The 12,358-nt window shown below is 39.3% G+C and carries 13 protein-coding genes; 5 read left to right on the top strand and 8 right to left on the bottom strand.

The features are described from left to right. The 6 genes from G532_RS0111000 to G532_RS0111025 all read right to left on the bottom strand — a co-directional run. Window positions 1–259, bottom strand: a 259-nt coding sequence (locus tag G532_RS0111000) for a transposase (RefSeq protein WP_027964869.1), incomplete at its 3' end; no start/stop codon positions are given. Between the two features lie 376 nt (window positions 260–635). Next, window positions 636–2,729 (bottom strand): heavy metal translocating P-type ATPase, encoded by a 2,094-nt coding sequence (locus tag G532_RS0111005; protein WP_027964870.1) that lies wholly within the window; start codon window positions 2,727–2,729, stop codon window positions 636–638. Window positions 2,730–2,731: 2 nt separating this feature from the next. Then, window positions 2,732–3,088, bottom strand: coding sequence for an ArsR/SmtB family transcription factor (locus G532_RS0111010; RefSeq protein ID WP_027964871.1), 357 nt, complete (start codon window positions 3,086–3,088; stop codon window positions 2,732–2,734). Between the two features lie 242 nt (window positions 3,089–3,330). After that, window positions 3,331–5,124, bottom strand: coding sequence for a M3 family oligoendopeptidase (locus G532_RS0111015; RefSeq protein ID WP_027964872.1), 1,794 nt, complete (start codon window positions 5,122–5,124; stop codon window positions 3,331–3,333). Window positions 5,125–5,313: 189 nt separating this feature from the next. After that, window positions 5,314–5,979 (bottom strand): VOC family protein, encoded by a 666-nt coding sequence (locus G532_RS15200; RefSeq protein WP_051189152.1) that lies wholly within the window; start codon window positions 5,977–5,979, stop codon window positions 5,314–5,316. A gap of 12 nt (window positions 5,980–5,991) precedes the next feature. Then, window positions 5,992–6,987: an LLM class flavin-dependent oxidoreductase gene (locus tag G532_RS0111025; RefSeq protein ID WP_027964873.1), complete on the bottom strand. Its 996-nt coding sequence runs from the start codon at window positions 6,985–6,987 to the stop codon at window positions 5,992–5,994. Window positions 6,988–7,083: 96 nt separating this feature from the next. Between G532_RS0111025 and G532_RS0111030 the strand changes: the two genes are divergently transcribed. Continuing rightward, a complete protein-coding gene (locus G532_RS0111030) occupies window positions 7,084–7,425 on the top strand; it encodes a hypothetical protein (RefSeq protein ID WP_027964874.1) in 342 nt (113 codons plus the stop codon). Between the two features lie 272 nt (window positions 7,426–7,697). On the opposite strand, the gene G532_RS0111035 is transcribed toward G532_RS0111030, so the two are convergent. Both G532_RS0111035 and G532_RS0111040 read right to left on the bottom strand, forming a co-directional pair. After that, window positions 7,698–8,996 (bottom strand): globin-coupled sensor protein, encoded by a 1,299-nt coding sequence (locus G532_RS0111035; RefSeq protein WP_027964875.1) that lies wholly within the window; start codon window positions 8,994–8,996, stop codon window positions 7,698–7,700. 67 nt (window positions 8,997–9,063) lie between these two features. Next, window positions 9,064–9,675 carry a class I SAM-dependent methyltransferase gene (locus G532_RS0111040; protein ID WP_027964876.1) on the bottom strand — a complete coding sequence of 204 codons (612 nt, stop codon included), beginning with the start codon at window positions 9,673–9,675 and terminating at the stop codon, window positions 9,064–9,066. Window positions 9,676–9,799: 124 nt separating this feature from the next. On the opposite strand from G532_RS0111040, the gene G532_RS0111045 reads away from it, so the two are divergent. The 4 genes from G532_RS0111045 (at window position 9,800) to G532_RS15660 (ending at window position 12,341) form a co-directional block, all read left to right on the top strand. Next, window positions 9,800–10,255 (top strand): MarR family winged helix-turn-helix transcriptional regulator, encoded by a 456-nt coding sequence (locus G532_RS0111045; protein WP_027964877.1) that lies wholly within the window; start codon window positions 9,800–9,802, stop codon window positions 10,253–10,255. A gap of 84 nt (window positions 10,256–10,339) precedes the next feature. Next, window positions 10,340–10,744 carry a YppG family protein gene (locus G532_RS0111050; protein WP_027964878.1) on the top strand — a complete coding sequence of 135 codons (405 nt, stop codon included), beginning with the start codon at window positions 10,340–10,342 and terminating at the stop codon, window positions 10,742–10,744. A 107-nt stretch (window positions 10,745–10,851) separates the two neighbouring features. Beyond that, entirely contained in the window at window positions 10,852–11,910 is a 1,059-nt protein-coding gene (locus G532_RS15655; protein WP_051189153.1) for an MFS transporter, read from the top strand. Further along, on the top strand, window positions 11,910–12,341 hold the full coding sequence (locus G532_RS15660) for an MFS transporter (RefSeq protein ID WP_051189154.1): 432 nt from the start codon (window positions 11,910–11,912) through the stop codon (window positions 12,339–12,341). Before G532_RS15655 ends, G532_RS15660 begins: the two co-directional genes overlap by 1 nt. The last annotated feature ends 17 nt before the right edge of the window (window positions 12,342–12,358 follow it).

The raw sequence follows: 12,358 nt of genomic DNA on the forward strand, positions 1-12,358 counted from the left end.
CTCCGGAACGCGTACGGGGAACTTTTAATTCAATCTTTCCTAAACCTGTGACATAGTCCCGGGAATAGTAGCCATTGCGGTAATCTTGTCGGTCCATGTGTCGTTCATATTTCGTTGTTTGTACGTATTGATCTCGCTCCATCTCCATGTAAGCGTTCATCATAATGACGATATATGATTTCGATACGGCTCCGAGATTCGACTCCATCAGCTCTGCTTTCAATTCCTCGTAATCTACGTTAATATGAAGTTGGGTCATCATCAATTCCTCCTGTTATGTTTTTACGGTGAAAACATTGTAACATAAGGATTGATGAGACCCTTTTCTTTTTACACAATTATATGGACTTAATCTTGTGCGGTAGATGGGGGCTTCTATCAATTTTAGAATTGTGGATATAAGTTTAGTTTTATGGATTTAAGCTTACATTTCTGGATATACAGTCGACTTTCGTGGATATATTGACGATATTTCTGGATATATTTAAATACTCGTGGATAAAGCTAAACTTTTCTGGATATACATCTATTTTTGTGGGTATAATTCAACTGCTGATTAACTCGAAATCGACCTTATAAACAAAAATGGAAGGATCAACTCCTATCATCAAGAGTTGATCCTTTTTTTAGTGTGATTAGTTTTTAAATAGTCTCAAGGCATTTAAAGTTACAAGCAATGTCGCACCCATGTCAGCAAGAATCGCTATCCATAGGGTTAACCATCCAGGAATGACTAACAACAAGGCGAGTGCTTTTAATCCAAGGGCGAAGCTAATGTTTTGCTTAATGATCGTAAGTGTTCTTCTGCTTAAGCGAACTGCGTAAGGAAGCTTCCATAGGTCATCTCCCATTAACGCCAAATCAGCGGTTTCCAGTGCAGTGTCCGCACCTGCAGAGCCCATTGCGATTCCTAAATCAGAAGCGGCCAAAGCCGGAGCGTCATTGACTCCATCTCCTACCATCGCTACTTTACCGAATGATTTTTTTAGGCGCTCGACTTCTTGGTGCTTTTCTTCCGGTAGTAACTGAGAGCGAGAATGTTTGATGCCAGATGCCGACTGAATCGCTTTAGCAGTTGGCTCGTGGTCGCCTGTTAAAAGAATCGTTTCATGTATATTCAATTCCTTTAATGATTCAATCATAGCTTTTGCTTGTTCACGAATCATATCTGCAATCGCAATAATTCCTGTTGTCTGACCATTCTTTCGAAGAACAATGATTGTATTTCCCTTCGTTTCCCAGTTCCTAATATGCTCGGAAACTTCGGGTTCAAGGTTAGAGAAGGATGCAGGGCTGCCTATTTGATAGGATGTGCCCCTAATTTCACCTTCAATTCCTTTTCCAGTATGCGATTGAAAGTTGCTCACTTCGATGGAAGCGTCTTGTCTGAAGTTTGCTTGGGTATAGTTCATAATTGCTTTTGCTAATGGGTGTTCCGAGTGTTTCTCGAGAGCAGCCGCAGTTGTGAAAAATTCTTCCTCGGAAAATTCCTCATCAAAAATATAATAGTCGCTGATTTCCGGATTTCCATGTGTAATGGTACCTGTTTTATCAAACGCAAATACTTTAATTTGGCCTAACACCTCTAAAAACGCTCCACCTTTGATTAGGACACCATTTTTAGCAGCAGTTCCAATCGCTGTCACAATCGCAATCGGAGTGGAAATAACTAAAGCACATGGACAACCGACGACTAACACTGCTAACCCTTGATAAACCCACGCTTCATAGCTTAAGCCAAATAGCATCGGTGGCAAAGTTGCAACCCCAATGGCGATTAAAATAATCAACGGCGTATAGTATTTAGCGAATTGGTCGACGAAATGTTGCGCTGGAGCTTTTTCATTTTGAGCTTCTTCCACTAAATGAATGATTTTAGCCATGGTAGAGTCTTCGGATCTTTTTGTGACTTCTACTTCCACATAGCCTGCCCCATTTAATGCACCAGCAAAAACTTCTTGATCGACCTTCTTATCAACAGGCATCGATTCTCCAGTAATCATGGATTGGTTAAATGTAGAACTCCCTTTCCTTATCTTCCCATCAGCAGGAACTTTAGCTCCGGGTTTCACAGCTACAAAATCTCCAACCTTTAAATCACTAACGTTTACTGTTTGTTGCTCTCCGTTCGTTAGTCGTATAGCTGTTGGTGGAGTTTGATCCATTAACGATTGAATAGAAGAACGAGCTTGATCCATGGAGTAACGTTCTAAAGCCTCACTAATCGCAAATAGTATGACGACTACAGCACCTTCAATCCATTCACCGATTAATGCAGCACCAATTACAGCAATCGTCATCAGTGTCTTCATATCAAATCGTAGTTTAATTAAATTTTGAAAACCAGCAATAAATAGGCTATATCCTCCAATCACCATGGAAGTAACAAATATAGCTACTGTAGCAGGGTGGTATTCTCCAAATTCGAGGTAAAAATAGATCCCAATCAATACAAGTGATATAGAAATCAGTATATGGAAGTTCGAACGAAGCTGGTTAGTTAAAGACCTTTTACTATTCGTGTATTCTTTTGTAATTCGTAAATTTTCAAATGAGCCAGCCTTCTCCATTTCTTCGGTGCTCACCTGGCCATAAATAGTAACTTTAGATGCTCCATAATTTACTTCCGCATCATTAACTGTATCAATAGACTTAAGATTATTTTCAAACGTCTTGGCGCAATTTGCACACGTCATCCCTTGCACGTAATATGTGTCGCGCTCTGGCATAGTTACACCTCCATCTCCTGCTGGTGGGTAGTAGTTATTTGGATAATATCTCGCACATGCTCGTCATCTAACTTGTAATAGATATTCTTCCCACCTCTTCGAATGGTAACCAAACCGTGTTTTTTAAGCGTTTGCAGATGATGAGAGGTGGTTGCTACGGAGTTATTGGTTACAGAAGCTAAATCACACACACATAATTCCGATTCCATGGCTAACGCTTGCATGATCGTAACTCGAGTAGGATCTCCTAGTACTTTAAATAATTTTGCAACTTGATCAACCGGCTTCGAATTGATATCGGAAACTATATATTGTAACTGTTCTTCAGTGATTTCAGATGTACAATTAGGCTTTTTCATTTAAACTCATACCTTTCATTCAAATGATCGTTTGATTATATTATATTCAAATAAATATTTGAATGTCAATGGAAGATGCCTAGAATTTCATAAAAAAAGATCGTCCATGAGACGACCTCGAGTTCATTCATCATATTTAGCTTTTTGAAACTACTTCTTTTTATCCTCTAGTTGAAAGATTTCCTCTTTTCGTGCATAAAAAACCACCTTCAACTCAATATGTTGAAGGTGGTAGAGAAGCTTTATTCCGTCAATCTCATATATTCTTCTACATCTTGCTTACAAAGATCAATTGCTTTTTCCCAGAATGCTTCTTTTGTAATATCTTCATCTAGGTGTTTCAAGGCTAGGTCTTCTACAGACATGCGTGCTGTATCTTGTAGTAAGGAAATATACTTCTCTTCATAATCTTTACCTTCTTCTAGTGCTTTTGCATAAATCGCAAGAGAGAAGAGGTAACCAAATGTGTACGGGAAGTTATAAAATGGAACGCCCGTAATGTGGAAGTGTAGTTTATTGGACCAATACGTTTCGCTTGTTGAATTCACGGCGTCGCAATATGCTTCGCGCTGTGCTTCATCCGTTAATTCATTCAAGCGGCTTGCAGGAACAAATCCGTTTTTGCGTTCTTCATAGAATCTTGTTTCAAATAAGAAACGAGAATGGATATTCATGAAGAATGCTACACTTCGTTGTAATTTATCTTCTAATAATGCAATTTTGTCAGAGTCTGTGCTAGCTTCTTTTACGGAAGCGTCTGCTACGATCATTTCTGCAAACGTTGATGCCGTCTCCGCAACGTTCATGGCATAACGACGGTTGATCGGATGAACTGGCTTTAAGGCATGCGTGTGATAAGCATGTCCTAATTCGTGAGCAAGTGTCGCGACGTTTGACATCGTTCCATTATACGTCATGAAAATTCTCGATTGTTCGCTTAATGGGAAGCCTGTACAGAACCCTCCAGGACGTTTGCCGGAACGATCTTCTGCTTCAATCCAAGCATCTTCAAAAGCTTTTCTTGAAAAGTCCGCCATTTTCGGAGAGAACTTCTCGAAATGCTTTAAGATAAATTGTGCACCTTCATCGTATGAAAGCTTTTCTTTATTCTTTTGAGTAGGTGCTCCTAGGTCGTACCATTCTAATTTTTCTTTCCCTAGTAATTTTGCCTTGCGATATAAGAAGTCCACAAATGGTTGCTTATTCTTCGTAATCGCACCCCACATAGCATCAAGGGTTGACTGTTCCATTCGGTTAATATCGAGAGGCTCTTTTAAGACATTGTCCCAGCCACGTTTCTTATAGGTGCTTAAACGGAATCCTGCTAAGTGGTTAAGTGTGTTAGCGAATAAGGATTCTTTCTCGTGCCAAGCGGCTTCTAGTTTTTCAAATACATCTTTACGAACTTCTGGGTCTTCATGCGACAAGTAGTTATTCGCTTGCCCGACAGAGAGGACTTTTTCTTCCCCTTCAATAGTCACCTTAATAGTCATGGAGCCGACAATCGTATTGTACATTTGGCCCCAAGCATGGTACCCATCTACAGAAAGTGCTGTAATTAATGCTTCTTCCTCTTCAGATAGTTGCTCAGAAACAGACTGACGCCATTCATTTAAGACGAATGCTAGGTCACTGATTCGTTTATTGCGTAAAATTTCATCCCACGGTGCTTCCGGAGTTTTAGCAAGCTTCTGTTTGAATGTGTTAAACGTTGCCCCGTAAGAAGCGGACAGTTCCGTTATTTCACTTCGAAGTGCACTTGCCTTTTTGTTCGACATATCTTCGGCTTCTAGACAGCTAACAAAAGCTCCTGCCTGACGAATTTGCATATTAATGTTGGAACCTGCTTCGATTAAGTTAGCAACTTGTTCGCCTTCATTTCCTCGCGATGGAGTTTCAAATGCTTTGATCTTTTCATCGAAATCGGACAGGCGTTTTTTCGTTTCATCAAGGTGATCACGAAGTTCTTGTGATTCGCTTCCACCTTTAAAGAAAACTTCTAAATCCCATACTACTGGAAAACTTGTCTTTGGCATGAAACATCCTCCTAATAATCTGTCGAAATTTTTAAATAAATCTAAAGCTAGTATAGCATATCACTTATTTCGGATAAAGAATATTTCGGTTTTAGAAATATATGTGGTGGTGACCGAAAAGTGGGGGGAGATAAAAAAACGGTCATGTAAGTTGTATACACTTTCATGACCATGTTCAAACTATTTTTGCTAAAATGTAACATTTCCGTAAACTGCGCTTATACGATCCCCTTGTTCGATGATTAATTTCCCGTTATCTAAGTCAAATTCAAACGGATTTTCTTCCTCCATTTGATAAATTGTCTGGAAGATTTGCTTCAGGTTGTTTGCGTCCTCTGATCTCAAAATGACTTGATCGAGAGGTTGTTCATTGATTAGCGATTTATCTTCTGGAACATTTCCTTCTCCGTTCCACTCAATTAAAAATGGAAGGGGGGAGTCGGTTTGTTCGCTAAAAGGAAACACCATCTTCCACTCAAGCTTTGTCCCGTCAGGTTTTGTTCTACTTCCAGGGAAAGGGCCACTGTAGGAGATGTTATTTCGATCAAAGTGCTCAAGAAAATTGTCCAATTCGGTAGTGCGTAAAGCAAATTGGATTGGACCTTCTTGTTTTTTCAAATGGGCTTGATATGTTTGTTGAATCAAAGGGTTATCAGAAGCACTTGCAACTGCTTCGTCTTGAACCCCCAGCCACTCGATATAACTATTTTCAGCCATAAAAGCAAGGTGGTTAAAGGTACCCCAGTTTTGATGGGTACCACCTTCCATACCTTGTAGCTTATGAACTTTGGAAAATAACTCTTGATGGGATTTTGGGTTTTTTGAGTAAATTACTAAATGGTCAAATGCAAGCATGTCCTCGCTCCTTTATATAGAAAAGACTTTAGCTAACTTGCTGTAACTATCCAGTCGTTGTTCAAATGGTGCGACGATCGTGTTCACCATAATTTCTTCTACATCAGCTTCCGTAGCTAGTGTTTCTAATTGCTGCTTCACACTTTCAGGGGTGCCAACAATCATCCGATTTCTGTTTTCGGAAATTCGCTTTTGTTCAAAATGGTTGAATGTTTGCTTACTTGCTTCAGCAGGGTCAGGGAAGTGTTCGCGAATCATCCCTTGCTCAAGCATTAATAAAGCAACATCAAGGCTAGATGCGTAGTATTCAGCCTCTTCTTCTGTATCGCCAATAATAACGAATACAGCCAAGCTAGCTTTCGGTTCAGGGAACATTTCAGATGGAATAAAGGAATCATAATAGCGCTGCACCGCCTCACGATAGCCGTGGCCACTAATAAATTGAGCAAAATTATACCCTGTGCCTAACTGACCAGCAAGACCAGCACTTGCCCCACTAGAACCAAGCATCCACACTGGTGGGGCTGTCGGACCTAAAGGAGTTGCTTGAACTTGATATCCTTCTGGGTCATTACCTAATAAATAATCAATGACATTAGAAACTTGAGTAGGGAATTGATTCACGTCTGGGTATTTCCCGCGATTTAACGCATAATTCACTCCGGGCATCCCACCTGGCGCACGCCCAACACCTAAGTCAATTCGTTCTGGGTACAACCCTTCTAAAACACGGAATGACTCAGCGACTTTATAGCTACTGTAATGCGGAAGTAAGACTCCGCCTGTACCAACTTTAATTTGGTTTGTTTTTGCTGCAATGGTAGATACTAATATCTCAGGTGCCGAGCCGGCTAAGCTTTTGGTGCTATGGTGTTCACTCATCCAGAAGCGGTGAAATCCTAATTGGTCAACATGCTGAGCCAACTCAATGGTCTGTTGTAGTGCATCCTGTGGGGTTTGGTTATATAATAAGGGTGATTGGTCTAGTACACTTAGTTTTAAATTCATATTCGACACCTTTCTTGTATTGGGTTATGATAATAATTGTTTGTGATAGATACATAAAATTCAATTAAAATGCCTGGGTAAAGGTGAGGATTATACATGAAAAAAAGACCAGTAATATGTAAACGATGTGAGAAAGAGATTGAATCACGCGCAGATTTGAAAGTAGCTAATATTAAATTGCGGCCACGTCCGTTTCACGAAAAATGCTTTAATAAACAATTAGAAGAGAAAAAGGAGCAAGCATCCATGTTTTATGATGCGCTTCCTTATAACGGAACATATGCGAATGTACTCGTTTTATTATTCCTTTTCTTATTTACGTTTTTCATGTTTTTTTACGAAGTGCCGGCAATCGTATATGTCGTGTGCCTTGTGTATCCACTGTTTCGATTATACAGCTGGTTAAGGATTGAGAGCAGGCTGCCTAAAACCGTTTAAACGTCAATTCGTTTGAAGCGTGCGATATCCAGAAAAGTGCGGGGATATCCAGAAATAATTGCTCTTATCCACGAGAAATAAAATATATCCAGAAAAGTAAGAGAGATATCCAGAATAGTCGCACGTAAATCCAGAAAAACAGGCTGTTATCCAGAAAACAAATAATATATCCAGAAATCGCTAAACGTGCGTCAATCCGATTATAATTTAACTTCGAATAACTCAAAAGAAGACCTCCGAATCCAAATCGGAGGTCTTCTTCACGTTAAAATTTAGTGATGTTCTTTCGCAGTCGCGGCTAAACTTTCGGCAGCTTCATTTACTTCTGCAAAAGACTCGGTAATTTGGGTGATGATTCCGTTAAATGCTTGAATACGTTGATCCATCTCATCATTCATTGATTTACTTTCATGTGTATGAACGAGGATATCGTCAAAGAATGTATTCGTATTGCGCATGCTTTCTGTTCCGTCGATGATTAGTTTTGATGTAGCTGTAATGTCTTTAGAAACGCGGTTAATTTGCGTGTTTGTCGTGTGAATTAAGCCAGAGATATTTTCAATCGACCCTTTTGTCTGGTCGGCAAGCTTTTTGACTTCTTGGGCAACGACAGCAAATCCTTGACCTAAATCGCCAGCACGAGCAGCTTCAATCGAAGCATTAAGCGATAGTAAATTCGTTTGCTCACTAACATCTGTGATGAAACTCAGTATCTCGTTGATTTGGCCAGAAGCTTCTTCTAACTTTGTCATGTCTTCATAGATCTTGGACATTTCAGCTTCGACAGTGGCCATTTTTTCTACTTCGCCTTCTAAGCTCGTTTTTCCAGTAGTGGATTGTTGTTCCACGGTAGATGCTGACTCTGTTGTTGATGCAGAGAAGGTTTTGATTTCTTCCGCGTATCCTAATAATTGTTGAAGGGAAGCGTCTGTTTGATTAGAAATTTGAACAAGTTCGCTAGACATATTCTCCATCTCTTCTAATAGAGTAGCCTGCTTTTCGTTCTGTTCTTCCCGTATACGCGTGTTTTCCTGTTCAAACGTTTCTAACACTAATTGTTGTTCGATATTTAAGATTTTAGAAGTAGCATGTAAAGCTGTAAGACACTCTTCTTTCGATTTGATTTCCTCAAAAAAGATCGACTGAAACGAATTTAATAGATCTTGAAAGGCGCATAAATACCATTTAGGTGCTAAGCCGATTCGCACATGCGCGTAAGCAATTCGTTTCCGTTGTTCCACAAAACTCTCATTGATGGACCCATTAAACATTTCCTGTATATGTACGGTTAAAGTTTGTTTCAATCGTTCGATGCTGCTATTTCGTTTGATCATTTCCATTAAGCTAGGTTCGTGTTCAATATTTTTGTAAAATTGATCAACAATGGACTCAATATGCTTGCTGACAAGCGGTTTAATTGCTATAAGTACAGCCAAATCCTTTTTTGTTAGGTGAATCATATGTAATTGCTTTTCTAAATCACTTGCTGGTGGTATGTCTAAGGTCACTTCGCTTAGCCACTCATTGGCATCAAATGCCTTTGTAGCTTCTTTTTTCTTCTTATTAAACATTCGTACAACTCCTACTCGTTTTTATTCAGTATAGTAATAATTGCTTAGAAAGTAAATATAGTAAATCCTATTTTTTACAGACTGCGATCCCTAATGGGTAGTGTAAACCTTCTCGTCCAGGTTCAATTAACACCCCGTTTTGAAAGTAAAATTCACTCGATGAATAATTAGTAAATAAATCTTTAAACTCTTCGACTGTAAGTTGATGTACATGGAAAGGGGAGCCACACGGTTTACCTCTACCTTGACCAAAAGGAGTAGAGACGATTAGAGTTCCACCGTGTTTCAGTAAGCGATAGTAGTTATCAAGTAATAGCTGTTCCTCTTCAATATGTTCAATGGTTTCAAAGCTCACGATGGCATCGAATGTACCATAGCGATCTACTAATTCAGAGTCCACCGCATTTTCGACGTGAAAAGAAGACTTCGGGTGATAATATGTGCCTTTTGCGTACGTTACTATTTCAGAATCCAAGTCCAAACCAACGACTTCGTCCACTTGCTTCTTTCTTTTTTTTGCAATCATATGTGCACCATACCCGGATCCAGACGCCAAATCCAACACTCTACCTTCCAAATAAGGTAACGCAAACTGGTATCTAGCAATGTGTTCTAATAATAACGGGTTCGTAGGATCCATTTTGTTTGGTATGATTCGCTCTCCAGTATCTTCAAGCATTTAAAATCCCTCCTTCTCTCCATTATGCCAAATGAAAACCCCAATTGGTATAGCTAACTACCTTTACTCGGTTACGCTTACAAATTATAATAATAGCATAGCGTACAAGAAGGGTGATTGCGACATGGATGAACAAGAATATCAAGCACGAAAAGAGGATCCGTCTTTAAAATTATTTGTAGTTTTAACGAAAGCTTCTAAAACGATTAGCGATTTAGTACAACATGATATGACGAATTACGGTTTAAACCCAACAGAATTTGCATTACTAGAATTGTTATATCACCGAGGTGAACAACCACTACAAAAAATCGGCGAGAGAATCCTATTAACAAGTGGGAGTATCACCTACGTTGTAAATAATTTAGAAAAAAAAGGTTTTTTAACTCGCAATCCATCTGATACAGATCGTCGAGTAACCTATGCGGAAATCACTTCTAAAGGGAGAGAGTTGTTAAATAAAATTTTCCCTGAGCATTGGAAAGCAATTGAACGCATATTAAGTGGATTAGACGAAGAGGAAAAGATTCAAGCGATTGAATTAATTAAGAAATTAGGAATACACGCGGAACAAAAGTAAATAAAAGCCCTTTCCTTTAAACTGTCACGGGTTTTAGCCTAGTTCATATAGTAGGGTAGAGTGACTAAAGGGAGGGCTTTTTTTATGTATCCTTACGATTCTTACTATGGGTGGAACCAATACAACTATAATGATCCAATGTATATGCAACAACCAATGAACGAATTTAATCCAATGTATATGCAAGCTCCAGTCTACAACCAGGACCCGGTGTATATGCAGGCACAACCATATAACTTTGATCCATATTCCCAAGCTTGGCCAGGGTATGAGGGAGATTTTTACCAGGAGTACTCCCAGAATTTTAACCAGCCTTATAACCAAGCCCCATTTCAACCATCAGGCGGTGTATCTGGAATCGCTCCATGGTTCTATAATGAACAAGGAGAAGTAGATTTAGAAAAAGTAATTAAAACGGCTACCCAAGTTGCTCAAATGACTCAACAGTTCTCACCGATCCTTAAGAGTTTGCAATCTTTTATCAAGTAAACGAATAGGAAGGAACAGGAAAAAATGATCAACAAAGTGGAGGGGCTGTGGTAAAATAATGTACATTGTAGATAAAAAGAATTGGCATCTTAGAAAGAAGGGAATTCATGTTACAAAAGAATAAAGCTCCTAATACGCCTTTTTATTATGGGTGGATGATTGTGTTTGTATCTGCACTCAGCGTGTTCTTTTCAGGTCCAGGACAAACATTTGCTATTTCAATTTTTATAGATTTTTACATAGAAGAATTTGATTATTCACGTTCATTCGTGTCTGGATTGTATTCTGCGGCGACATTATGCGCAGGATTTTTATTGTTTACAGTAGGAAAACTAGCGGACATATATGGTCAAAGAAGGATGATGGTGATTATTGGTTCTGCATTAGCTTTTGCAGCTTTGTGGAACGCACTAATTGTCGGGCCTATTATGATGTTCTTTGGGTTCTTTATGCTAAGACTTTTTGGACAAGGGTCGATGACATTACTCCCCAATACATTAGTTCCTCAATGGTTTATGGAAAAACGTGGGCGAGCTTTAAGTGTCATGGCCATTGGTGGGTTTGCCGGGGCTGCATTCATTCCTCCCGTTAACGCCTATTTAATTCAATTATTTGATTGGAGAGTAGCTTGGGGGATCTGGAGTGCAAGTTTAGCACTGATCTTTGTTCCGTTAGCCCTTATTTTCGTAAGAGATAAACCAGAAGATATTGGCGAACAAATTGATGGTCCTGTCAAACCTAGAAGAAAAAGAGGAGTTAGTAGATTCCCTTTATTCTTATCCATAAGTGTTTCTTCTTTGATTTTACTGACACTGATCCCACCTATCGATTCTTATTTAATGAATACATTCGGTTGGTTCCCGGAAACGTTTTGGAGAATTCTACTTTTCACTGTTTCCTTTATTGCGGTGATGTTAGTAATAAAGAAGCGCCATCAACTGAAAGGGAAAGTAGGGGAGGACCTAGAGGAACCTCTTGAACCAAGCAAATCAGATCAAGAAGTTAGCTGGACCCTGAAAGAAGCGATGAAAACACGTGCATTCTGGTTAATTCTTTTCTGTGTCAGTGTACCTGCATTAACCAACACGGGTATTACATTTCACCTCGTCTCGATCTCTGAAGGGAAAGGGTTAACGCCTGAAGTAGCGGCAATGTCCTATCATTAATGGCAATAATCGGCTTCCCGGTAACCTTTGTATCAGGATATTTGGTTGATAAATTTAAGGTGAATGTTGTCTTGGCAATAACGTTTGGAATCCATATCATTGCGATTTTATGGCTGTGGCAAGTTCAAAGTACAGCTGGATTTATCGTCTATGGAGTAATTTGGGGAGTTGCCCATGGTTTTGAACGGATTACTTTAAATATTGTGTGGCCTAATTTCTTCGGAAGAACAAATCTTGGAAGCATTAAAAGTATAGCGCAGTCAGTGATGGTCATCGGTTCTGCCTTAGGACCATTACCATTTGGAGTGTTTTATGACTGGCAAGGCGGATATTCTGAAATTCTATTACTATCGTTAACGTTACCAGCAATTGCAGCGATTTTCGCATTAATCTCCCCACCGCCAAAATATGAAGATTATCACGGTTCTTAAAGTATCGACACGGAAAC

The organism is Halalkalibacillus halophilus DSM 18494 (genome assembly GCF_000423105.1).
Classification (GTDB): Bacteria; Bacillota; Bacilli; order Bacillales; family Alkalibacillaceae; genus Halalkalibacillus; species Halalkalibacillus halophilus.